This window comes from Micromonospora sp. CNZ303 (assembly GCF_004345505.1).
In genome coordinates this window covers 1-22,748 of record NZ_SLVT01000031.1, presented here as the reverse complement: position 1 = coordinate 22,748, position 22,748 = coordinate 1, and the positions used below count along the sequence as shown (strand labels likewise).

The window sequence follows — 22,748 nt, the reverse complement described above, 5'->3', positions numbered from 1 at the left end:
CGCTCAGAACGCCTCGGGGTGCGCGGCCTGCGCGATCTTGGCGACCGCGAGGTGGTTGCTGGGACCGAGGTAGATCGAGTCGGACAACACGACGTAGCGGTTGTTCTTCGCCGCGTCCCACTGCGGGAACTGGGCGAGCAGCTTCTTCGCGTCCGCGTCCGGATCCTTCGACATGTAGTTCACGACGAGCAGGACGTCCACGTCGGCCTTGGCGACCTGCTCGCGGGAGAGGTTGGCGAACATCTGGTCGGTGGCGCCCTCGAAGGCGTTCACCGCACCCGACTTGGCCATGATGTCGTTCCAGATCCCGTTGCCGCCGACCGAGCTGAACTCCCCGCCCATCGCCATGCCGGGGATGATCAGCATGACCTTCTGCTTCGGCAGGCTCGCGGTCTTCGTCCCGACCTCGGCGATGCGCGCCTTCGATTCGGCGATGATCTTCTCGGCGCGCTCGGACACCCCGAAGATGGCCCCGAGGTCGCGCAGCAGCGCGTAGCTGTCCTCGACGGTCGGCGTGCCGGAGACGGTGCCGACCTCGCCGCACGAGCTCTTCGGGGCGTACGTGTTGGCCCCGACGGCCGCGAGGTCGTCACGGGTGGCGAAGCCCGCCTCGGCGCGGAAGCCGCCGTCGTACGTGGAGATCACGAAGTCGGGCCTCAGCCCGATCATGGCCTCGCGCGGGATGTCCGACATGTCGTTGAGCTTGATGTTGCCCGTCGGCAGCTTCTTGATCGCGTCGACCCGGCCGTCGACCTCGGAGGCGCCGTAGGACTGCGCGTTGGCGACGATCCGGTCGGCGACGCCGAGTTCCAGCAGCGCGGAGACCTCCGCCACCGACCCGCCGTTCATCACGACCACCCGGCTCGGCGCCTGCTGGTAGGTGTACGACTTGCCGCAGTTGGTGATCGTCACCGGGTAGCCCGCCTTCGGCGGGTCGTCCGACTGGCCGGCCTCGCTCTTGGCCGTCGAGCAGGCCGTCGTGAGAAGCAGGGCGGCGACGGCCGCCGCGAAGGGGAGTCGCTTGAGTTTCATCCGGTCCTCCGAGCAGTTGACGTGGCGACGGGCGACGGCGCCGCCGCCCCTTCCGGTTCCGCTGCCGCGGCCGCGGGTTTGGGCAGGTGGTGCAGACGGACACTGACCAGGCCGGCGCAGATCGCGGAGGCCGCGAGCAGGAGCGCGGTGACCGCGAAGGCCGTCGCGTGGTCGGCGAAGGGCACGTCGGGGTCGCCGGGCGTCGCGCCGAGCACGGTGCGGTAGCAGACCCCCGCGACCGCGACCCCGAGCGCCAGGCCGAACTGCGTCACGGTGGTCGCCATGCCCGACGCCGCGCCCGCCTCGGCGGGCCTGACCCGGCCGAGGATCCCGGCCACCAGGGGTGAGACGACCAGGCCCTGCCCGAAGCCGGCCAGCGTGACCACCGCGACGAGCATGGGCGCCTGCGCGGACTCGGGCGCCTGGACGACGGCCGCGCTGGCCAGCAGGACGGCGGCGAGCAGGCCGCAGCCCACGGCCGGGGTCGGCGCCGAGACCAGGCGTGCCACCCGGCGGCTCGCCGCGGAGCCCAGCGAGAAGCCGATCCCGAGCGGTACGAACATCAGCGCCGCCGTGAGCGGCGTGAAGCGCAGCCCCGTCTGCAGGTAGTACGTGAACACGAGGAAGAGCCCCGAGTTCGTGGCGAACAGCGCCAGCACCGTCAGCAGGGACAGCCGCATCCCGGGGGCGGTGACGACCCGCGACGGGAACAGCGGCTCGCCGCCCTCGCGGTGCAGACGCCGCTGCTGGCGCACCAGCACGACGGCCAGGACGAGGGCGAGCGGCACGCCGAGCCACAGCCACGGCGAGCCGTCCGTCCCGAAGACCAGGGGCACGAGCAGGGCCGGCGCCGCCACGATGGTGAGCGCAGCGCCCGCGAGGTCGAGGCGGTGCGGCGCCTTCGGCACGGTACGCGGCAGGATCCCGCCCAGCGCCAGGATCGCGATCCCGACGGGCACGTTGACGAGCAGCGCCGGCCGCCAGCCGAGGCCGAAGAGGTCGGCCTCGACGATGAGCCCGCCGCCCGCGATGCCGCTGATCACGCCCAGGCCGATGACCACGCCGTAGACGCTGATGGCCCTCGCCAGCCGGTCCGGGTCCTGCATCGTGGCCCGGATGATCGCGAGCACCTGGGGTGCCATGAACGCCGCCGTGGCGCCCTGGAGGAAGCGGGCCACGATGAGCAGGTCGGCGTCCGGCGCGATGCCGCACAGCAACGAGGTCACCGTGAAGCCGGCGACGCCCCAGAGGAACACCGTGCGGTGGCCCAGCCGGTCGCCGAGCCGCGCGCCGGTGACCATCAGGGCCCCGAAGGCGATCACGTACGCGGCGCCGACGAACTGGATCTGGTCGAAGCCCGCGTCGAGGTCGCGCTGGATGGACGGGCTGGCCACGTTGACGACGAAGCCGTCCACCTGGGTCATGAACGTCGCGGCGAGAACCGCGCCGAGTCCGAGCCACTCACGCCGTTCGCTCATGTTGCCCTCCGAAGGTCGCCGACAGGTGCGAGTACGGCGCCGACCCGCGCCAGGGGACCGGCGGCGAGCATGCCGTCGTGGGTGCAGTCCAGCCGGTGCACGTCGATGCGCCCGTCGACGTGTGGCTCCCAGCTCCGCGGGCCGGGCCAGTCCGGTGTCTTGCCCTCGGTCGCCTCGACGACCAGCACGTCGCCACCGAGGCGCCGGGGCGTCCAGCCGGCGGCGAGCCGCGAGTTGCGCGCGAAGGCGTCGTACGCGAGGCGACGCTGCGCCTCGTCGAGGCCGCCGAGCACGGCCTGGCCGAGCACCGCGGCGGCGGCGTCGTGCTCGGCGGGCGGCGGCAGCTCCCGCCAGGCGGCCGGCACCGGATACGAGTCGAGCAGCGCGAGCAGGGCCACCGCCTCGCCGGCCTCCGCGAGCTGCGTGGCCATCTCGTGGGCCACCAGGCCGCCGAACGAGGCGCCGAGCAGGTGGTACGGCCCGGCGGGCTGGATCTCACGGATGCGGCGCACATGGTCGGCGGCCAAATCGGCGACGCTCGCGCACCCGGCGGCGGTGACCGACTGGAGTCCGTACACCGGGCGGTCGGGCAGGCTCGCCAGCAGCGCGGCGTACGACCACGCCAGCCCGGTCGCCGGCGCGACGCAGAACAGCGGCGGCCCGCTCCCCCGCGTCCGCAGCGGAAGCAGCACCTCCGTCGAGCCGCCGCCGGTGTCCGTGGCGAGCGCCGGCGCGAGCTTCGCGACGGTCGGCGCCTCGAACACCGTCCGGATGCTGATCTCCACGCCGAACTCGGCGCGTACCCGGCCCATCAGCCGGGCGACGAGCAGGGAGTGCCCGCCGAGCGAGAAGAAGTCGTCGTCGATGCCGACCTCCGGCAGGCCGAGCAGGTCGGCGAAGAGACCGCACAGGATCGCCTCGCGGTGGTCGCGGGGCGCGCGGCCGCCGACCGTCGCGGTCAGGTCCGGCGCGGGCAGCGCCGCGCGGTCGAGCTTGCCGTTCGTGGTACGCGGGATCGCCGCCAGCGCGACGAACGCGGGCGGCACCATGTAGTCGGGCAGCCGCTCCGCCACGAACTGCCGCAGCGCGGCGGGCTCCGGCGCGGCGTCGCCCACCGGCACGACGTAGCCGACGAGCCGCACCTGACCGGGCGCGTCCTCGCGGGGCACCACCGCTGCCTGGGCGACCGCGGGGTGGGCCAGCAGGACCGCCTCGATCTCCCCGGGTTCGATGCGGAAGCCACGGATCTTGACCTGGTCGTCCGCGCGGCCGAGGAACTCCAGGGTGCCGTCGCGCCGCCAGCGGGCGAGGTCGCCGGTGCGGTACATCCGGCTGCCCGGGGGCCCGAAGGGATCCGTCACGAACCGCTCCGCGGTCTGCTCCGGACGGTCGTGGTAGCCGCGGGCGACCGGCGCCCCGGCGAAGTACAGCTCGCCCACCGTGCCGGGCGGGACGAGCCCACGCGCCGGGTCCAGCACGTACGCCCTGGTGTTGGTCAGCGGCCTGCCCACGATCGGCTCGGCGCTCTCGGAGAGCCGGCACCAGAGGGTGTCGACCGTGCACTCGGTGGGGCCGTACAGGTTGTAGACGGTCGTGCCGGCGTCGCGCAGGGCCGTCCAGAGCGCGGGGCCGGTGGCCTCGCCGCCGAGCGCGAGCACGGCGGGCCGGTGCCGGCCGGCGTCGAGGAACCCGTTCGCCACCAGCTCCTCGGCGTACGTGGGGGTGATGTCCATGAAGTCGATCCCGTGCCGGTCGACGTAGTCGAGCATCGCGGCGGGGTCCCGACGCCGGTCGTCGTCGACGAAGTGCAGCTCGTGGCCGTCGAGCAGCCACAGCAGGCCTTCCCACGACGTGTCGAACGACAGCGACGCGGACAGCGCGGCCCGGCACACCCGGCCGGCGGCGGCCGGCCGGATCATCGTGTCGCGGTGGTGGTGGAAGAGGTTGACCAGGCCACGGTGCTCGACCACGACGCCCTTCGGCACTCCGGTGGAGCCGGACGTGTAGATGAGGCAGGCCGCGTGCTCCGGCGCGAGGCCGGTGTCCGGTACGGGCGCGTCGGGCGCCTCGGCCAGCTCCGCGGCGGTCGCGGGGGCGTCCACGAGCAGGACCGGGACCTCCGACTGCCGGTGCCCGGCCCACAGCGCCTCGGTGGCGAGCAGCACGACGGGCGCGCTGTCGGCGAGCATCGCCGCGACCCGCCGGGCGGGCAGGTCCGGGTCGACGGGCACGTACGCGGCGCCGGCCTTGAGCACGGCGAGAAGCGCCACGATCGCCTCGGAGGTGCGGGGCAGCAGGAGCCCCACGTGCCGGTCGGGGCCGGCCCCCCGGGCGACGAGCAGGTGGGCGAGGCGGTCGGCGCGGCGGTCGAGTTCGGCGAAGGTCAGCGTGGCGTCGCCGGCCACCAGCGCCGTACGGTCCGGCGTCGCGGTGGCCTGTGCCGCGAACAGCGCGGGGACGGTCACCGTCGGCAGGGGCCGGGCCGTGTCGTTCCACTCCTCCAGGAGGAGCCGGCGCTCGCCGTCGAGGAGCAGGTCGACGTCGGCGACCGGAGTGTCGGCGGCGTCGGTCACGCGGCGCAGGAAGGCCAGGAAGCGGGTCAGGTGACCGGTGAGCTCCTCGTCGTCGTAGCAGTTCGGGTTGGCGTCGAGGACGATCCGCAGCCCGCTGCCGTCCGCCCGGTCGTACACGTGGACCACCAGGTCCTCGACGAGCCCGGCGCTGACGTTGTGCACGACGCCCCGGTGCCCGGCGAAGCGCAGGCCGTAGTCGAACGGCATGATGTTGACCGACGGGCCGAACAGCTTGCGCTCGCTGGCGACCATCCGCAGGTCGCGGCGCAGTTGCTCGTAGCGGTAGCGCAGGTGCGGGCGCCCGGCCCGCAGCTCCGCCGCGACCTGCGCGGCGAGGCCCGCCAGCGTGGCGGTGGGCTCGACGCGGACCCACAGCGGCACGACGTTGGTGACCATGCACGGCACCCGCAGCGACACCGAACCGAGCCGCGACATGACCGGCAGCGCGAGCGTCAGCTCGTCCGCGCCGGTCATCCGGTGCAGGTACGCCGCGAAGGCCGCGATGACGGTCTCGCTCCACGTGGTTCCGGTGGCCTTGGCGACCGCCTTCAAGGCGTCGATGCCGGCGGCGTCGAGGTCTGCGGTGGCGCGCAGCACCGTCCGCGCCAGCTTCCCGGTGCGGCGGGCGAGCACCACCGGCGCCGGCCGGCCCTGCGCCCGGGTCGTCCAGTGCTCACGCGCGGCGGCGTACCTGTCCGAGTCGGCGTAGGCCCGGTCCTCGTCGACCACGGCGGCCAGCGACCCGAACGTCCGGGGCGGGGGTTCACGCCCCTCGACGAGGGCGGTGTAGAGCTCGGCGACCCGGCGGGCGACCAGGGACAGCCCGTACCCGTCCAGGGCGATGTGGTGCACCCGCTGGTACCACAGGAGGTGGTCCGGGCCGAGCCGGAGGAACGCCTGCCGGAACAGCGGGTCCTTGCGCAGGTCGACGGGGGTGTCGAGGTCCGCGCGCATCCAGGCCGTCGCGGCGGCGAGCGGGTCCGCCTCGGCGCTGGTGTCGATGGTGTGCAGCCGCCACGACCCGTCGTCGCGGGGGCGTTGCCACGGGCGCCCGTCGGCGTCCTCCTCGAACACCACGTTCAGCGCCTCGGCCTCGCCGACCGCCCCGCGCACGGCCGCCTCCAGCAGCCGTACGTCGACGGGGCCGTGGATCTCCACGTACTCGGCGGTGTTGAAGGCGGGGCTGTCCGGGTCGAACTGCTGACCGGTCCAGATGCCCTCCTGGGCGGCGCCCAGCGGCAACGGCTCAGCCATCGCCGCCCACCAGCAGCTTCACCCAGTGCTCCACCGTCGGCCGCTCGGCCAGGTCGACGAAGCTGACCTCGGCGCCGGCGTCGCGCCACCGCTCGATGAGCGTCATCAGCCGCACCGAGTCCAGGCCGCAGTCGAACAGATCCTCCGTGTCGAAACTCTCGTCCGGGCGACGGTGGAGCATCTCGGCGACGTCCGCCCTGATCCTCGCCGCCGTCAACTGACCTGCCACGTCATGCCTCTCGACCTCGTGCGATGTGGACACCGGTGGGATCCGACGGTCGACGCCGTCGGATCCCACCGCGGAGCGAACGTCCGTGCGGGACTAGGCGGCGTCCACGTCGTCGTAGACGGTGACGCGGTAGGACACGGCCGGCTCCGGCGTCGCGGTGTGCAGCGCCCGGTGGACCAGGCTCTGGTTGTCCCAGAGGAGCATGTCGCCCTTCTCGAACGTCTGGAGGTGGATGTTCTCGTGCTCGTAGGTGCGGTCGAGCTGGCCGGTGGCCGTGAGCAGCTCGGCCAGCAGTTCCGGCCGGTCGTTGCCGTCCGCATCCTGCACCGACAGCGTGAAGCCCTCGCTCAGGTAGAGCAGGGTCTCGTCCGTGTGCGGGTGCGGGAACGCGAGCGGGCTCGTCACCGGCGGGGTCTTCGCGTTGACCTCGTCGATGATCTCCGAGATCGGCCGGTAGACGTCGGTCGGCCGGATCTTGAAGTACCGCAGCACGCTGTGCGTCGCCGTCTTGTCCTTGACGGCCAGCTTCAGCTCCTCGGAGAGCTGCTCGTAGGCGGTCGCCAGGTTGATGAAGTAGGTGCCCCGGTTCTTCGACGGCACGACCTGCGGGTAGATCATGGTGATGTCGAACGGACGCGGCATGAACTGGTAGTCCGAGTGCCAGAACTTGCCGGTCTTCGGCACCCCGATCTGGCGGCCGTCCTCCTCCTTGACGTTGGAGGAGACGAACACCTCCTTCACCTCGGGGTGGTGGTAGACCGGCTCGTAGTACTCCGCGACCCGGCCCAGCCGCTGGCCGAGCGCCAGGAACTGCCGCGGCGACAGGTCCTGGTTCTTCAGCACGACGATCTTGTTCGAGTAGATGGCCTTCTTCAGCTCGACGATGTCCTCCGGCGAGGCGGTTTCCGCGTCGAAACCCTCCACGATCACGCCGAACTTCTTTCCAGCCTGCGGGGTGATTTTCATTCGCACTCCTCTGAGCGGTGGTCCCGGGCTCCGCGTACCTCAGTAGTCGCGTCCGGTCGGTCAACAGTTCCCGCCCCGACAGATGTGCGGGGCCGAATTGCCTGCTCAATTACCGCGCTGTGGGTTCACATTTCCGCGAACTCCTCTGCGAGTCTCGGCCTGCCTCTCCCGCAGCACCTGGGCGTGACAGGCGTGGATGACGGCAGCGGCGGTGTGCGGGTCGTCGCGTACGACGAAGTGACCGCTGCCGGGGATGACGTAGTGCTGCGCCCTCGGGAGCACCTGCCGGGCCCGGAGCGCGTCGCGCAACGGGACCACGCGGTCCTGGTCGGCCCAGACGAGGTTCACCGGCGTCGTGTCGGTGGCGTCGGCGCGGAACGAGTAGAGCCCCGCGTACCGGCTCAGGGCGGACAGGTCGCTGGTGATCATCGAGGTCACGTCGGCAGCTGCCACGTCCGGCCGGAGGGCGGCGGGCCGGGCCGACACGCTGCCCATGACCATCCTGCGGACGACCCCCCGGTTGAGCAGCCGCCCCCGCGTCCTCGGCCCCACCGCGGCGGTCATCCGCAGGATCGCGTGGGTCCGCACCACGCACATCGAGGCGTGGCAGACCGCCCGGAACCCGATGCTGCACAGGGCGGTCACCGCCGCCACGGGCACCCGACGCGCCAGTTCGAGCGCGATCACCCCGCCGAGCGAGTGCCCGACCACGTGCGGCCTGCGCAGCCCCAGCGCGGCGATCCGCTCCGCGACGTACTCGGCGAGCCTCGGCACGACGTCACGGTCGTACGCGAGCCCCGGCACGCTGCCATGACCGGGCAGATCGATCGCGAGGGTCCGGGCGAAGCCCGGGATGCGTTCGACGACGGCGTCCCAGCTCGCCCGGCCGAGACCGGCCGCGTGCAGCAGCAGGAGCTGAGGATCCTCCGCGAGCCGGCTCGGCTCGGCCATGGTGCGGCTCCGTTTCTTTCCGTGCGGACGTGCGCGCTCGACGCGTCAGGAGGCGGTGACCATCGGGGCGCGCGACGCCTCGGCCGTGTCGGCGCGGCCCGGGAGTTCGTTGCCGGCAAGCGCCTTGAACCGCCGCAGCCGCAGGCTGTTCGACACCACGAACACCGAACTGCCGGCCATGATCAGGCCCGCCAGCATCGGATTGAGCAGCCCGCTCGCCGCGAGTGGGATGGCCGCGACGTTGTACGCGAAGGCCCAGAACAGGTTGCCCTTGATCGTGGCGAGGGTGCGGCGCGACAGCCGGATGGCGTCCGCGACCACCCGCAGGTCGCCGCGGACCACCGTCAGGTCGCCGGACTCGATCGCCACGTCGCTGCCGGTGCCCATCGCGATGCCCAGGTCGGCCTGCGCGAGGGCGGCGGCGTCGTTGACGCCGTCGCCGACCATCGCGACGACCTTGCCGTCGGCCTGGAGCCGCTTGACCAGCTCGACCTTCCCGGCGGGGAGGACCTCGGCGACCACGTCGTCGATCCCCACCTCCGCCGCGATCGCCGCCGCCACCGCGGCGTTGTCGCCGGTCAGCAGGATCGGGTGCAGCCCGAGCCGCTTGAACTGCGCCACCGCCGCCGCGCTGGTGGACTTCACCCGGTCGGACACGACGAGCATCCCCCGCAGGGCGCCGTCCCAGCCGACCATGACCGAGGTACGGCCCGCCGCGTCGGCCGTCGCCTTGGCGGCGACCAGCTCCGGGGGCAGGTCGGTCGCCCACGCGCCCAGCAGCGACGCCCGGCCGACGACGACCTCGTGCCCGTCGACGGTGCCACGCACGCCGACGCCGGTCTCGCTGGCGAAGTCCGCGACCGGGGGCAGTTCGCCGCACCGGTCCCTGGCTCCCGCGACGACGGCCCGGGCGATGGGGTGCTCCGACGCGCTCTCCAGTGCGCCGGCGAGCCGCAGCAACTGGACGTCGTCCTCCCCGTCGACGGGCACGACCTCCACGACGGACATCTCGCCGGTGGTCACCGTGCCGGTCTTGTCGAGCACGACGGTGTCGACGGTCCGCGTGGACTCCAACACCTGCGGTCCCTTGATGAGGATGCCGAGCTGGGCGCCCCGGCCGGTGCCGACCAGCAGCGCGGTCGGCGTCGCCAGTCCCAGCGCGCACGGGCAGGCGATGATCAGTACGGCCACGGCAGCGGTGAACGCGGCCGCCGCCGGCTGGCCGGAGCCGAGCCAGTAGCCCAGCGTGGCGAGCGACAGCGCGATCACCCCGGGCACGAACACCGCCGACACCTGGTCCGCGAGCCGCTGGACGGCGGCCTTGCCGGTCTGCGCGTCCTCGACGAGCCTGGCCATCTGCGCGAGCTGCGTCTCGCCGCCCACCTTCGCGGCGCGCACGACGAGCCGCCCGCCGGCGTTCACCGTCGCGCCGACGACCTCGTCACCCGGTCCCACCTCGACGGGCACGGACTCGCCGGTGAGCATGCTCGCGTCGACCGCCGAGGAGCCCTCCTCCACGACGCCGTCGGTCGCCACCTTCTCGCCGGGCCGCACGAGGAACCGGTCGCCGACGGCGAGCGCCGAGATCGGCACGATCGCCTCGGCGCCGTCGCGCAGCACCGTCACGTCCTTGGCGCCCAGCGACAGCAGCGCGCGCAGCGCGGCGCCGGAGCGGCGCTTCGCGCGGGCCTCGAAGTACCGGCCGCAGAGGATGAACAGGGTCACGCCCGCGGCGACCTCCAGGTACATGTTGCCCTCGCCGGGCGTCCGCTCCAGGGTGATCCGGAACGGGTGCCGCATGCCGGGCACGCCGGCGGTGCCGAGGAACAGCGTGTACAGCGACCACACGAACGCGGCGAGCGTGCCCACCGAGACCAGCGTGTCCATCGAGGCGGCGGCGTGCCGGAGATTGGCGAAGGCGGCCCGGTGGAACGGCCACGCCCCCCACACCACGACCGGTGCGCTCAACGTGAGGCAGGCCCACTGCCAGTACTCGAACTGGAGCTGGGAGAACATCGACATCGCGATGACCGGCACCGCCAGCACGGCGACGACCCAGAGGCGGTGGCGGGCCGCCCGCAGCTCACGGTCGTGCTCGGCCTCCTCCGCCGCCGCCGGATCCGGAACGTCCGCCGCCGGTGCCGCGGGCGCCAGCACCGGCCGGGCAGTGAAGCCGATCTCCTCGACGGCGGCGATCACCGTCTCCCGCGAGACCTGGGGCGCGAGGAGCACCTTCGCCTTCTCGGTGGCGTAGTTGACGGTCGCCTCCACCCCGTCGATGTCGTTGAGGCGCTTCTCGATGCGCGCCGCGCAGGCCGCGCACGTCATGCCGCCGATCAGCAGTTCCAGGTGGTTGTCGGCCCTGGCCGCGCGCGGCTGCACCGGCCGGGCGGTGAAGCCGATCTCCTCGACGGCGGCGATCACCCGCGCCTGCGTGATCCCGGGCGGGAGGAGCACCTTCGCCTTCTCGGTGGCGTAGTTGACGGTCGCCTCCACCCCGTCGATGTCGTTGAGGCGCTTCTCGATGCGCGCCGCGCACGCGGCGCACGTCATGCCGCCGATCAGCAGTTCCAGGTGGTTCTCAGCCGTGGCCATGCTCGGTGCCCCCCTCCGTACCGCCGCCGGTCGTGTCGGCCGGGACAGCGGCTCCGCCGTTGCGCACGGCCTCCTCGTTGCGGGCCTTGGCCGCCGCGAAGGCCTCCTCGCTCAGGCCGTGCGGCGGCGGGTTGGGGCCCTTCACGCGCAGGGTGAACGACGCCGTGCGCACGACGCCCTGGTGCTGGAAGTCCAGGAACAGCCGGTAGTCGCCGAAGCTCGGCGCGGTGGCGTGGAACAGGACGTCCGGACCGGGTGCGGTCTGCCCGTCGCCCGGCGTGCCGTCGGGGTGCACGTGCAGGTACGCCATGTCGCCGTCGCGGAGCGCGACCAGGTGCCCGAAGGCGCCGAGGTACGGCTCCAGGTCGGTGACCGGCTTGCCGTCCTTCGCGACGCTGAGCGTCAGCTTGCCGCTCTTGCCGGGCGACAGCTCACCGCCGAGGGTCACCGTGTACCCGTCGACCGTCGAGGTGGTCGACGGCGCGGGCAGCGCCTCCGGCCGGTAGTCGCCCGACACGGACACGTCCGCCCCGAGCGTCTCGCCGTGGATGCCCCACAGCGGCATGTAGTCGGCGAAGACGCGGTACTCGCCCGCCGCCGCGAAGGTCAGCGGCACCCGCCACACGCCGTCCGAGCCGAGGTTCGGGTGGACGTGCTGGAAGTTCGTCAGGTCGCGCCGCGCCACGATCAGGTGCATCAGCTTCTCGTGCTGCGGCTTGTACTTCACCAGCGGCGTGCCGTCGTGCTGCAGGATCTGGAAGGCGAAGGTCTGCTTCGTGCCCGCCCGGACGTTGTCCGTGATCACCTTCAGGTTCATGCTCTCGTGGTTGAGGGTCAGGCCGTACGAGGACTCCTCGGCCACGGCGGCCGGCTTGGCGGCGGGTGCGGCTGCGGGTGCGGCGGTCGGCGGCGGCCCGACCACGCGGCCGACGGTGTAGGCGCTTCCCAGCACCAACACCAGGGCGAGCGCGAACGCGCCGAGCTTCGTCAAGGTCTTCATGAATAACCGTCCTGTTTCGACAGGGTTGGCGTGGAAGCGGGCAGGGTTTCGGGGGTGCGGTGGTCGGCCGGTGGGCTCACCGGTCCCCGCCGGGGTCCGGGCCGGATGTCCGGCCCCACCGCAGCAGGCACGCCCCGAGCGACATCCCCCCGCCGAACGCCAGCAGGAGGACGAGGTCGCCGTCGCGGAGCAGCCCGGCCCGGTTGGCGTGGTCGAGGGTGAGCGGTACCGAGGCGCTGCCGACGTTCGCGTACTCCTCCACCGTGCGGTGCGTGTGCGCGGCGGTCAGCCCGCACGCGCGTACCAGCTCGTCGAGGAGCAGGCCGTTGGGCTGGTGCGGCACCACGTGCGCGACGTCCGCCGCGCCGACGCCCGCCCTGGCCAGCAGCTTGTCCACGAACGGCGGGACGTCCTGGAGGACGAGCTCGGTGACGCCGCGGCCGTGCATGCGGAAGAAGTGGCCGCCGTCCGCCACCGTCGTCGCGGACGCCGGCAGCCTGCTGCCGCCCGCCGCCACCCCGATCAGGCCGCTGGCGTCGCCCCGGCTGGCCAGCTCGTACTCGACGACACCGCGCCCCGGTGCCGTCGTCCCCACGACGGCCGCGCCGGCGCCGTCGCCGAACAGCACGGCCGTGCGCCGGTCGTCGAAGTCGAGGATGCGCGAGTACACGTCGGCGCCGACCACGAGCGCGTGGGTGCCGGGCCGGTCCGCCACCAGTGACTGCGCCAGCACCAGGGCGTGCACGAATCCCGCGCACACCGCGTTGACGTCGAAGCACGCGGCCCCGTACGCGCCGAGACGGTCCTGCACGAGGCAGGCCGTCGGCGGCTGCGGGTGGTCCGGGGTCGACGTCGACACGACGAGGTAGTCGACGCGGTCGGCGCCGAGTCCCGCGTCCCGCAGGGCGCGGGACGCGGCCCGCACGGCCAGGTCCGACGTGGCCTCCTCCGCCGCCGCGAAACGGCGCGAACGAATGGCGGTCTTGCGTACGATCCATTCCGGGCTGGCGCCCGGTACGCGACGCGCGATTTCCTCGTTCGGCAATGCTCGCGCGGGCACCCAGGATCCGGTGCCCAGAATTCCGACGGATGAGGACACAGCAGCCTCCAGAGAGGAGAGGCATTTCGTGTCTGCAAATTAGCCGAGTCGAACCATCGGCCGCAATCATGTTCGCCATCCGTCGACACGACTCGAAGCGCAAATTACCGACCGATGGCGGTAACAATTTCAGGGCGATGGAACGCGCAATTTCCGGGCCGCCCGGGAACCCGCCGGCGACACACCGGCGCACGGTTCACCCGTGCAGTTCTCCCGGGTCGTACGTGACGCGCGGGGATGGGATCCGGCGCGTCCTCGCCGCCATGCTGACGGCACGACCGACCGCGTGGCGACGCCTGCGGCACGGCCGGCGACCCGCGGGGCGGACCGGCGCCCGCCGGCGCCCACGCGACCAGGACCGGACGGAGGCCCTCCGATGACAGCGCAACTCCTCGAGACCACCCACCGCACGGGCGGGCCCGGCGGGTGGCGGCCCCGGGACGCGACGGCAGGGACGGATCCGCGTCGGCACGAACCGACCGTAACCGATACCATGCATTCCGTGGCGACCGTGATCCGGCAGACGACGGCACCGGGAGCGCCGCTGCCCGGGTCGGCGCGGCCGGGCGTGCCGGGGCCCGGCACGCGCCACGTCCGCCGGGAGCCGTGGCGTTGATGGTCACCGGGATCCGGCCCACCGGCCTGACGGAGACCCCCGCCGCGCCGGCTGACGCCCTCTCCACCCCGGGGATGCGGCGGGCGAGGCTGTGCATCCTGGCGGGCGCCGCGAGCGGGGTGGCAGCCTGCGTACTGCTCGCCGCCCTGGAGCTGCGTCGCGAGCCCGACCCGCGCGGGATCGTGCTCGGCGCGGCGGGGTCGCTGCTCCTGGTCCTGGCGCTGGCCGCGGCGCTGCACCGGTCGGTCATGCCGTGGCGGGCGACGACGACCGGCCGGTGGCTGGTCGCCGGCTGCGTCACGGCCGCCGTGCTGTCCGTCCCGCTCGTCGGGCCGGTCGGCGACACCCCGGGGCGGGCCTGGGCGTTCGTGGGAGCCGCGCTCGTCGGGGCCGCGCCGCTGCTGCTGCCGGTCCGGTGCGCGGTGACCCTGATGGCCGGGACGGGGCTGGTGGCCGCGGCGACGGCCTGGTGGCTCGGCGGTCCCGTGCGCGACACGGTCACCGTCACGGTGGTGCTCGGGCTGACGGTGGCGACGTGGAACGTGCTGCACCTGTGGTTCTGGACGTTCCGGGCGCAGGCCCGGGAGGGGCACGACGCCCTGGCCCGCCTGGCGGCGGCCGAGGAACGGCTGCGGTGCGCCCGGGACGTCTACGCCCTGCTCGCGAACGAGCTGTCGGCCCTCGTCCTCAAGGCGGAGCTGGCGTCGCGGCTGGCAATGGTCGACGGGGAGCGGACCAGGAAGGAGACCGCCGAGATGCGGGCGCTCGCGGCGGCCGCGTCGGCCCGGATGCGCGAGGCCGTGCACGGCTACCGCAGCGTCGGCCTGCGCGAACAGGCGCAGACGGTGGCACGGGTGCTGCGCAACGCCGGCGTGCGGTGCTCCGTGACGCAGCCGGAGCGCGACCTGCCGCCCGCGCTCACCGGGCCGCTGGTGTCCGTGCTGCGCGAGGCCGGCGCCCACGTGCTGCGGCACGGCGAGGCGCGGTGGTGCACGATCGAGATCGCCCGCGAGGGGTCCGGGGCGCGGCTGACGGTGGTCAACGACGGGGCCGGCGACGGGGCGCCGGACCTCGACGGCAGCGGGCTGCCGGAGCTGGCCGACCGGCTGCGGGACGCGGGCGGCACGCTGCGCGCCTGGCGGGAGGACGGCACGTTCACCGTGCAGGCCAGCGTCCGGGCCGGGTCGTGAGCGGGCCCGACAGCAGCACCCGCCGCAACGGACGGCGGACCGCGCCCACCCCGCCGGTGGACACGGTCCGCCGCGCGCCGCTCAGCCGGTGGCCGTCAGCGTCCCGCCGGGCAGGAGGCACTCGTCGGCCGTGGGCCACCGCGTCGGATCGTCGCCGAGGGTGACGAGTTCGGCGACCTGGAGGCGACACCACGGCGACACGGAGATGTCGCCGGTGCCCACCGCGTACACGAAGTCCGCCCAGGCGACCCACTCGAAGTCGCCGATGGCGGCCGGGTCGGGGGTCGGGCGGTCGTCGGTCACGACTCGGAACACCGGGGACACGGCGTTCTCCGCCACGCCGTTGTCCATCGTGGCGCGGTACCGGAAGGCGGGCAGGACCAGCTCCGGCGCGGGCGCGGCCAGGCCGAGCTCGGCGCGTACGGTGCGGGTCACCGCCGCGGGGACCGGTTCCCCCGGCACGGGGTGCCCGTAGCACGAGTTCGTCCAGATCCCCGGCCAGGTGCGCGTGCGGTCGCTGCGCATGGTGAGCAGCAGCTTGGCGTCGCTGGTGAAGACGTAACAGGAGAACGCCAGGTGCAACGGCGTACGCAGGTGGTGCACCGTCGCGCCCTCGGTGGCGCCCACCGGCCGTCCCTCCTCGTCGAGCAGCACGACCTGCGCCATGGTGTCCCTCCCCACCGGGACTCAGCTCCCCTGGGCGAAGGCGGCGGCGATCACGGTTCCCCAGCCGGTGCTCGCCACCTGCAACGGCACCAGCTTCGCCCGGGGCCGCAGGAACGCCAGCGCGTCCGTGAGGGGCTTGCCGCGCACGCCGCGCCAGGTGCCCGACACGTGCACCAGCGCGAACGCGATGGCGACGATCATCGGCACGGCACCCCAGGTGAACCCGCCGATGGCGAGCACCGACACGCACACCGTGGAGCCGCCGACCGCGATCAGCCCGCTCGCGACGGCCATCGCGCGGGTCAGCCCCAGCGCGCGTACGCACGTGCGGATGTTGAACGCCGCGTCCTCCGGCCAGTCCTCGGCCGTGTTGACCATGACGATGCCGACCTGGTTCAGCCCGAAGCCGATGATCACGGCCAGCAGCGGCCACGACAGCTCACCGGGCACCGACCGGACGACGACGAGCATCGGCAGCCAGATCAGCACGGCGGCGAGGCCGGGGATCTGCCCCACGCCGGAGCTCTTCAGGTGGACCGGCGGGATGGAGTACTGGGCGCCGATCCAGAGGGTGAACGCGACCAGGGGCAGGATGTCCCAGTGCCCGGTGCGGAAGGTGAAGTAGGTCGCGAGGGCCAGCACACCCACGCCCGTGGCGGCGATCTGCCACCGCACGTTGCGCAGCCCCAGCCCGTACACCGCCTGGGACAGCCACGTCTTGTACACGGCGTCGACGTCGCGGTCGGCGTACGCGTTGGTCATGTCGATGAAGTGCATGATGGACAGCGCCATCACGATCACCAGCGCGAAGTGGACCGAGGCCAGGGTGCTCAGGTCGTCGACCGACAGCAGCGACGGGATCGCGTAGATGGCCAGCATCACGGGCAGGAACTCGACCCGGCGGATGCGGATGGAGTGGTAGATCGGGCGCCGCGCGATGGCCGGCGCCGGTGTGGACGCGCCCGCGCGCGCCTCTTCGACGGTCATGGTGTCTTCCTTCGGGGTTGAGGACCTTCGGTGGCACCCGCGGGGCCCCTGACCGGGGTCAGAGGATCTGGATCCGCTGGAGGTGCCGGGAGGAGTTGCCGCGGAAGGCGTTGCGACCGTGCAGCAGCGCCTGGTTGTCGACGACCACGATGTCGCCGTCGACCCACTCGTGGTGGTAGCAGACGTCCGGGTGGTGCAGCCGCTCGCGCAGGTCGGCCATGAACGGCTCGGCCTCCTCCGCCGACCTGCCGCCGATGGTCACCCACACCGGGTTGCGGTAGCGCTCCGGGTCGAGCGGCTCGCCGTACCGCATGATCGTCTCGCCGGTCTCCGAGTGCGTGGTGAGCAGCGGCGACACGGTCTCGCCGCCGTAGTAGCCGAGCTTCTCCGTGCGGTAGCTGACCTCCGTCGCCGCCCACTCGCGCACCAGCTCCGGCGAGGCGCGCCGGATCACGTCGGTGCTGTCGGAGAACACCGTCTCGCCGCCGCCGCCGGGCACCGGCGCCTCGAGGCACTGGAAGAGGAAGTACCGCGGCGCGGCCCGCGCGAACGCGCCGTCCCAGTGGAACGGCACGTCCGTACGGCTGAAGAGGTAGTTCTTCGGGTCCTCCTGGACCACCAGGTCCAGGACGGCGCCGAAGTCCCAGGTCAGCACCTCGCCCCAGGTCTCGCAGTAGGCGATCAGGTCCTCCCTGCTCAGCAGGGGGAAGCCGCGCAGCACGACCACCTTGGACTCGATCGTCCAGCGCTCCAGCATCGCGGGCGCGATGTCCCGCAGGTCGGCGCCGTCGTGCTCCGCCGTCACCAGCGTGCCGAACGGCGCCAGCGCCGTCCGCTCCACCCGCAGCTCGTCTGCCGTGGTCATGAGGCGATCTCCTCCTGCCGGAAGTGGGGGTTCACGTAGTGGCTCGGCCGGCCGTTGCGCCAGACCAGCGAGGCCCGGTCCCGCTCGGCCTGGCTGCGCTTGACCAGCGTCAGGTTGACGCCGTCGTCGAGGACGACGCCGTGCCACGGCGTCAGCCAGCTGTCCCTGGTCCGGATGAGGTGCAGCCCGATCTTCTCGGCGTGCCGGGGCTGCGGGTGGATCGACAGCCGCAGCGAGTCGGGGAACTTCGTGCCGACCAAATCTCCCCAGGCCCGGCTGCGCCGGATCATCTGGTACGCGAACTCCTTGCAGTGCTCGCGCAGCTTGGTCCGGCTGAGTTCGGGGTGCAGCGGACCCTGGTCCTCGAGCATGAACCGGTGCATGCCGTTGAACAGCGACCGGGCGCCCAGGTCGGTCAGCACCTCGGCGCGGATGTCCGCGAGCGGCGTGGCGTACCCGGCGAGGAGCCGAGCGCGCATCTCGTCGTAGGACATCGCCCCGAACGCGTCGTCGAGCGAGTACATCGAGACACAGGACGCGCCGGTCTGGTCGATGATGCGTTGCAGTTCCGTGCGGTACGCGGTCACGTCCTCGTCGGGGATGCCGAGCAGGTCGGAGAAGACGTGGCCGTCGGAGCAGATGAGGATCCGCGCGCCCGCCGGGTGGTAGTGGCTGACCTGCTCGCAGAAGGACTGGAGGAACTCCACGGAGATCCGCTCACCGAGGTCGGGCAGCGAACCGACCACCTTCTCCGGGTTGCGGGACTTCGCGGGGAACGCCGGCAGCACGAAGTGCAGCGGCTCGCCGCTGCGTACGTACCGGCCCACCCGTTCCTCGTGGGTCGCGAAACAGTCGTCACACGGCTGCGCCCCGCACGGGTCGTCGGCGTGCTCGAGACGGCGGAAGCGGAAGACCAGCTCGAGTATCTGCCGGGCGAGCGTGCGCTCCCGGCTACCGACCTGTTCGTCCTCGGCAACGGTCATGTCGTGTCCGATCGCATCGTGGTTTCCTTGTCGCCCGAGGGCGGGCCGACCGGGGCGACGCGCCGGCGCCGCGCGCCGAGCGCGCCCTTCGGCGGGTCGATGTGCACCAGCTCCGTACGCGTGCTGATCTTCAGCTTCCGGTAGGCCCGCGTCAGGTGCTGCTCGACGGTGCTGACGGTGATGAACAGCCGGTCGCCGATCTCGCGGTTGGTGTGCCCGCGGGCGGCCAGGTTCACGACGCGACGCTCGGCGTCGGTCAGCGTGGCGAGCCCGTCCTTCGCGCCGGCCACCCCGGCTTCGAGGGTGTCGTCGGACGGCTTGAGCTTGCGCCGCAGCAGCTCGGCGTGGCAGCCCTCGGCGAGCTGGAGGGCGTGCGCGCCCATCATCTTGGCGCGCCCGAACTCGCCGAGGGCGTGCCCGGTCTGGCTCAGGTCCGCGAAGACGTGCGCGAGTTCGTGCCGGTCCCCGCTGGCGTGCAGCAGGTCCATCGCCTCGCGCAGCATCACCTGCCGTTGCTTGGGCGCGTACGCCGCCGCCAACGCCCGCAGCCCCATGCCCTTGGCGCGCGGGGCGTCGCCACCCGGCAGCGCCAAATGTTCGGTGACCAGCTTCCGGGCCTGGTCGGGCCGGCCCATCCGCACGTACAGCCGGGCCAGGTCGACCCGCCACGGCAGCGCGGACGGGTCGTCGGCGCCCCAGCCGACGGCGAGCTGCCCGGCGGTCTGGAAGTCGGCGAGCGCGGCGTGCCGCCGGTCCACGGCGTCGTAGTAGACGCCCCGGGCCCGCAGGTAATGCGGCCAGAACAGGCTCTGGCGCATCGCGGCCGGCGTCGGCTCCCGCAGGGCCGCCTCGGCATCGGCGAGCTGCCCGGTCATCGTGCAGGCCTGGACCAGGTGCGCGAGCGGCGAGCCGACGGCGACGCCCCAGGCGGCGGGCGGCATCGTGGCCAGCGCGTCGCGCGCGTGCCGCTCGGCGGCGGCGAGGTCGCCGCGGCACAGCGCGACGGCGGCCCGTACGTCGGTCAGGACGGCCCGCCAGCTCGTGATCCCCTGCGACTCGGCCTCCTCCGCCAGCTTCTCGCACCAGTCGGCGGCACGGTCGAGCTGGTCGGCGCCGATCAGCACCCGCAGCGCGTGCCACACCGACACCAGGAGGGAGTCACCGGGGCGGGCGCGTTGCAGCACCTCCTCGGCGCGGTCGACCGCCGCGCCCGGCCCGGGGTCGCCCGGATCGTCGCCGCCGTGCGGGCGGCAGTGCCGCAGCCACTCGCGGGTGGCGAGGTGATCGGCGCCGAGGTCGGGGTCCGGGTGCGTGGTGAGGTCGCCCACCCCGTCGAGCGCCTCCACCGCCTCGTCGTGCCTGCCCTGCCAGGCGAGCGACCGGGCGAGCAGCAGCGTGTCGGCCTCGTCGAGGAGGCCGGCGCGAGCCGCCGCCGCCAGCGACGACAGGTGCCGCGGAACCGCCTCGGGGTCGCTGCGCCAGTGCACCCGGACGAGGGCCGCCTCCACGGCGGCCCGCTCGCGGTCGTCCTCGGTGGATCGCAGCGCCAGTTCCAGGCAGTCCACGGCGTGCCGTGCGGCGCCGCCGGCGACGGCCTCCCCGGCCGCCGCGACCAGCACCGGCCCGGCCCAGGATCCGGCCGGCCCGCCGACGCCCACGAGGTGCGCGGCCACCTCGGCGGCGGACGCGCCGTCCTCGTGGAGCAGGAGCGCGGCCCGCGACCGCAGGGCCGACTGCGTCTGCGGCGGGCAGTCGTCGAGCACCGCCGCGCGTACCGCCGGGTGGTGGTAGGAGTGCCCCTCGGTGAGGCCCGCCTCGGCGAGCGCGCCGAGCACCTGCCGGGTGGTCGCCGCGCAGAGGCCCACCAGCCCGGTGACGAGCCCGGGGGACGCGGACGGGCCGACGACCGCGAGGGCGCGGGCCACGTCGAGCAGCCGGGGGTCGCTGCGGTGCAGGCAGGCGAGCGCGGCCTGGACGAACGACGCGCCCACCGTGGGCGCGACGTCCCCGTCGGCGCCGGTGAGGGCGTCGTCGAGCAGCGCGTGTACGAGCATCGGGTTGCCGCCGCTGACGGCGTGCGCCGACGCGGCGAGCCGCCGGGCGGCCTCCGGCCGGATCCGCTCGGCGAGCAGTCGCCCGACGCCGTCGGGTGACAGCGGGAGCAGCCGCAGGTGACGGCAGTGCGGCTGCCGCGTGAGCTCCGCGCGGAACGCCGCCGCCTCGGGCCGCGCGCCCACGCATCCGCTCAGCACGAGCAGCACCCGCGCGAAACGGATGCGCCGTTGCAGGTACAGCAGCGCCTGCAACGACAGGGAGTCCGCGAACTGGACGTCGTCGACGACCACCACCAGGGGCCGGTCGGCGGCCACGTCGAGGAGGACCTGGCAGACGTCCTCCAGCAGCTGCGCGTCACCGTGCCGCAGGGTGGGGGCGTCCGGGTTCCCCGCCGGCCCGGTGTCGCGCCGCAGCAGCGGCAGGTGGCCGGTCGAGGTGGTCTGGGCCCGGAGGCTGTGGAACAGCTGTCCCACCACCCCCAGGGGGATCATGCTCTCCGCGACCGAACAGGCGGCGGTCAGCACCAGCGCGCCCTCGCCGACGGCCACCTCGGTCACGGCGTTCACCAGTCGGGTCTTCCCGCTGGCGACGCCGCCGTCGACCAGCGCGACCCGGCCCTGGCCCGCGGCAGCCGTCGCGTACGTCTCGACGAGGTCGGACAGCAGGTGTTCTCTCTCGATCAATGCCATGTGGGTCACCTCCGGACACTCCTGAGGCTCGGGGTCGACCGGCGACTCACCCCGGTTGTTCGGCGTGGGCGACCGTGGCGGCGCCGCGCGTGGCCGAGCTGAGCGACCGGGTGTGCGCCCTGATGCTGCGCAGCACCGCGGACATGTTGTCGTTGAGATAGAAGTGACCGCCCGGGTGGACGACGAACTCGAACCCCGCGTCGGTGTGTTCCCGCCACGCCTTCGCCTCGTCGACCGACACCCGCGGGTCGCTGTCGCCGATGTGCGCGACGATCGGGCAGTCCAGGCGTGGCCCGGGCCGGTACTCGTAGGTCTCGGCCGCGGTGTAGTCCGAGCGGATGGCCGGCAGGACCATCCGCAGCACGTCCTCGTCCTCCAGCAGCGCGCTGTCGGTGCCAGCCAGGGCGCGTACCTCGGCGATCAGGCCGGCGTCGTCCCGCAGGTGGGTCCGCTCCTCCTTGCGCAGGTGCGGAGCCCGCCTGCCGGAGACGAACAGCGCGGTCGGGCCGGCGCCCGCCTGCCGCAGCCGCAGCGCGACCTCGTAGCCGATGGTCGCGCCGAGGCTGTGGCCGAAGACGGTGAGCGGCCGGTCGACCAGCGGCAGCAGCACCGTCACCAGTCGGTCCGCGATCTCGTGGACCGAGGTGAGGCCCGGCTCCCGCAACCGGTCCTGCCGACCGGGGTACTGGACGGCGAGCACGTCGACCTCGGGGGCGAGCGTCCTGGCCACCCGGGCGAAGTAGCTCGCCGAGCCGCCGGCGTGCGGCAGGCACAGCAACCTGGTCGCCGCCTCGTCCGCCGGGTGGAACCGTCGCACCCACAGGTCGGTGTCCGTCATCTCGTTCCCCCCGCGATTCAGCTCGTGGTCGCCGGTGGCGGTCGCCCCGGTCGCGTCAGCGGGCCGCGTCCACCCGGGCCTCGCTCCAGCTGATGGTGGTGGGCCGGACCGCCGCCAGGTCGCTGGTGGTCCAGCTGTCCACGACGTCGATGCGCACGTCACCGTCCGCCGGAGCGTCGGCACCGTCGAAGAAGAAGGCATTGAGAATCTCGGTCGCATTGACAGACATGGGAGTCCCCTCTCACACAGCTTGGCCCGGTGGTGCGGAACGCCATCTAAACCTGCTGGACGGGCACGTGTTTCAACAAGGTCTGCGTTCACCGTCTGCGCGAAGGTTCGTCACAACGCATTCGTGAATCGCTCATACCCGTCACACGTGGCAGGCCCGGTGACTTTTGTCAATACCCGGCCCCGGCCGTCCGGGCGCCGCGAGCGCCGTGTCCAGGGTGGACCTGCGGTCCGGGAAGCCCTTGCGTGGCAAGGGTCACGTGCGGCAGGCCGGCCGGCGCAGCGGGCCGGAGGAATTGCTCCCGACCGGCCGTGGGAGCAACCTTAGGCAGCTCACCGGCACCTTTCCCCGTACGAACGTGCGCCGTTCATCGGACCCGGATGACGGACTCATGCCCCACCACCACCCGACAATGCCTGACCAGCAACTCCACACTGCCAACCCAATGACACC

17 protein-coding genes are annotated in these 22,748 nt (G+C 73.1%); 1 reads left to right on the top strand and 16 read right to left on the bottom strand.

Translation table 11 applies throughout. The features are described from left to right. Window positions 1-3: 3 nt before the first annotated feature. The 9 genes from EV374_RS30870 to EV374_RS30825 form a co-directional block, all read right to left on the bottom strand. Window positions 4-1,032, bottom strand: coding sequence for an ABC transporter substrate-binding protein (locus EV374_RS30870; RefSeq protein WP_132240688.1), 1,029 nt, complete (start codon window positions 1,030-1,032; stop codon window positions 4-6). Next, complete coding sequence (locus EV374_RS30865) at window positions 1,029-2,510, bottom strand: MFS transporter (protein ID WP_132240687.1); 1,482 nt, start codon at window positions 2,508-2,510, stop codon at window positions 1,029-1,031. The genes EV374_RS30870 and EV374_RS30865 overlap by 4 nt, the downstream gene beginning before the upstream one ends. Then, a complete protein-coding gene (locus EV374_RS30860; RefSeq protein ID WP_207914680.1) occupies window positions 2,507-6,337 on the bottom strand; it encodes a non-ribosomal peptide synthetase in 3,831 nt (1,276 codons plus the stop codon). The genes EV374_RS30865 and EV374_RS30860 overlap by 4 nt, the downstream gene beginning before the upstream one ends. After that, a complete protein-coding gene (locus EV374_RS30855) occupies window positions 6,330-6,566 on the bottom strand; it encodes a phosphopantetheine-binding protein (RefSeq protein WP_132240708.1) in 237 nt (78 codons plus the stop codon). Before EV374_RS30855 ends, EV374_RS30860 begins: the two co-directional genes overlap by 8 nt. 93 nt (window positions 6,567-6,659) lie before the next feature. Beyond that, a complete protein-coding gene (gene scoE / locus EV374_RS30850; protein ID WP_132240686.1) occupies window positions 6,660-7,532 on the bottom strand; it encodes a (3R)-3-[(carboxymethyl)amino]fatty acid oxygenase/decarboxylase in 873 nt (290 codons plus the stop codon). Between the two features lie 105 nt (window positions 7,533-7,637). Next, on the bottom strand, window positions 7,638-8,483 hold the full coding sequence (locus tag EV374_RS30845; RefSeq protein WP_132240685.1) for an alpha/beta fold hydrolase: 846 nt from the start codon (window positions 8,481-8,483) through the stop codon (window positions 7,638-7,640). Between the two features lie 45 nt (window positions 8,484-8,528). Then, complete coding sequence (locus EV374_RS30840; RefSeq protein WP_207914679.1) at window positions 8,529-11,078, bottom strand: heavy metal translocating P-type ATPase; 2,550 nt, start codon at window positions 11,076-11,078, stop codon at window positions 8,529-8,531. Next, the gene (locus EV374_RS30830; RefSeq protein WP_207914678.1) at window positions 11,065-12,078 is read right to left on the bottom strand and encodes a hypothetical protein; all 1,014 of its coding nucleotides are present in this window, start codon (window positions 12,076-12,078) and stop codon (window positions 11,065-11,067) included. The genes EV374_RS30840 and EV374_RS30830 overlap by 14 nt, the downstream gene beginning before the upstream one ends. Window positions 12,079-12,154: 76 nt before the next feature. Beyond that, window positions 12,155-13,177 (bottom strand): ketoacyl-ACP synthase III, encoded by a 1,023-nt coding sequence (locus EV374_RS30825; RefSeq protein WP_132240684.1) that lies wholly within the window; start codon window positions 13,175-13,177, stop codon window positions 12,155-12,157. A 615-nt stretch (window positions 13,178-13,792) separates the two neighbouring features. Here EV374_RS30825 and EV374_RS30820 point away from each other — a divergent pair. Further along, window positions 13,793-14,983: a histidine kinase gene (locus tag EV374_RS30820; RefSeq protein ID WP_132240683.1), complete on the top strand. Its 1,191-nt coding sequence runs from the start codon at window positions 13,793-13,795 to the stop codon at window positions 14,981-14,983. Window positions 14,984-15,064: 81 nt separating this feature from the next. On the opposite strand, the gene idi is transcribed toward EV374_RS30820, so the two are convergent. The 7 genes from idi to EV374_RS32825 are packed head-to-tail and all read right to left on the bottom strand — an operon-like array spanning window position 15,065 to window position 22,295. Continuing rightward, window positions 15,065-15,649 (bottom strand): isopentenyl-diphosphate Delta-isomerase, encoded by a 585-nt coding sequence (gene idi / locus EV374_RS30815; RefSeq protein ID WP_132240682.1) that lies wholly within the window; start codon window positions 15,647-15,649, stop codon window positions 15,065-15,067. A gap of 21 nt (window positions 15,650-15,670) precedes the next feature. Further along, window positions 15,671-16,636 (bottom strand): UbiA family prenyltransferase, encoded by a 966-nt coding sequence (locus EV374_RS30810; protein ID WP_132240681.1) that lies wholly within the window; start codon window positions 16,634-16,636, stop codon window positions 15,671-15,673. Window positions 16,637-16,694: 58 nt separating this feature from the next. After that, the gene (locus EV374_RS30805; RefSeq protein ID WP_132240680.1) at window positions 16,695-17,501 is read right to left on the bottom strand and encodes a TauD/TfdA family dioxygenase; all 807 of its coding nucleotides are present in this window, start codon (window positions 17,499-17,501) and stop codon (window positions 16,695-16,697) included. Next, entirely contained in the window at window positions 17,498-18,484 is a 987-nt protein-coding gene (locus EV374_RS30800) for an isocyanide synthase family protein (RefSeq protein WP_132240679.1), read from the bottom strand. Before EV374_RS30800 ends, EV374_RS30805 begins: the two co-directional genes overlap by 4 nt. Next, window positions 18,481-21,228 (bottom strand): LuxR family transcriptional regulator, encoded by a 2,748-nt coding sequence (locus EV374_RS30795; RefSeq protein WP_132240678.1) that lies wholly within the window; start codon window positions 21,226-21,228, stop codon window positions 18,481-18,483. Before EV374_RS30795 ends, EV374_RS30800 begins: the two co-directional genes overlap by 4 nt. Before the next feature lie 46 nt (window positions 21,229-21,274). After that, window positions 21,275-22,066 carry an alpha/beta fold hydrolase gene (locus EV374_RS30790; protein ID WP_132240677.1) on the bottom strand — a complete coding sequence of 264 codons (792 nt, stop codon included), beginning with the start codon at window positions 22,064-22,066 and terminating at the stop codon, window positions 21,275-21,277. A 55-nt stretch (window positions 22,067-22,121) separates the two neighbouring features. Next, window positions 22,122-22,295, bottom strand: a complete 174-nt coding sequence (locus EV374_RS32825) for a hypothetical protein (protein WP_165947956.1) — start codon at window positions 22,293-22,295, stop codon at window positions 22,122-22,124. Window positions 22,296-22,748 lie beyond the last annotated feature (453 nt).

Excerpts from the sequence above, each read along its gene's own strand:
- EV374_RS30870 (WP_132240688.1), bottom strand. The coding sequence starts at position 1,032 with ATGAAACTCAAGCGACTCCCCTTCGCGGCGGCCGTCGCCGCCCTGCTT.
- EV374_RS30865 (WP_132240687.1), bottom strand. The coding sequence starts at position 2,510 with ATGAGCGAACGGCGTGAGTGGCTCGGACTCGGCGCGGTTCTCGCCGCG.
- EV374_RS30860 (WP_207914680.1), bottom strand. The coding sequence starts at position 6,337 with ATGGCTGAGCCGTTGCCGCTGGGCGCCGCCCAGGAGGGCATCTGGACC.
- scoE (WP_132240686.1), bottom strand. The coding sequence starts at position 7,532 with ATGAAAATCACCCCGCAGGCTGGAAAGAAGTTCGGCGTGATCGTGGAG.
- EV374_RS30845 (WP_132240685.1), bottom strand. The coding sequence starts at position 8,483 with ATGGCCGAGCCGAGCCGGCTCGCGGAGGATCCTCAGCTCCTGCTGCTG.
- EV374_RS30840 (WP_207914679.1), bottom strand. The coding sequence starts at position 11,078 with ATGGCCACGGCTGAGAACCACCTGGAACTGCTGATCGGCGGCATGACG.
- EV374_RS30830 (WP_207914678.1), bottom strand. The coding sequence starts at position 12,078 with ATGAAGACCTTGACGAAGCTCGGCGCGTTCGCGCTCGCCCTGGTGTTG.
- EV374_RS30820 (WP_132240683.1), top strand. The coding sequence starts at position 13,793 with ATGGTCACCGGGATCCGGCCCACCGGCCTGACGGAGACCCCCGCCGCG.
- idi (WP_132240682.1), bottom strand. The coding sequence starts at position 15,649 with ATGGCGCAGGTCGTGCTGCTCGACGAGGAGGGACGGCCGGTGGGCGCC.
- EV374_RS30810 (WP_132240681.1), bottom strand. The coding sequence starts at position 16,636 with ATGACCGTCGAAGAGGCGCGCGCGGGCGCGTCCACACCGGCGCCGGCC.
- EV374_RS30805 (WP_132240680.1), bottom strand. The coding sequence starts at position 17,501 with ATGACCACGGCAGACGAGCTGCGGGTGGAGCGGACGGCGCTGGCGCCG.
- EV374_RS30800 (WP_132240679.1), bottom strand. The coding sequence starts at position 18,484 with ATGACCGTTGCCGAGGACGAACAGGTCGGTAGCCGGGAGCGCACGCTC.
- EV374_RS30795 (WP_132240678.1), bottom strand. The coding sequence starts at position 21,228 with ATGGCATTGATCGAGAGAGAACACCTGCTGTCCGACCTCGTCGAGACG.
- EV374_RS30790 (WP_132240677.1), bottom strand. The coding sequence starts at position 22,066 with ATGACGGACACCGACCTGTGGGTGCGACGGTTCCACCCGGCGGACGAG.
- EV374_RS32825 (WP_165947956.1), bottom strand. The coding sequence starts at position 22,295 with ATGTCTGTCAATGCGACCGAGATTCTCAATGCCTTCTTCTTCGACGGT.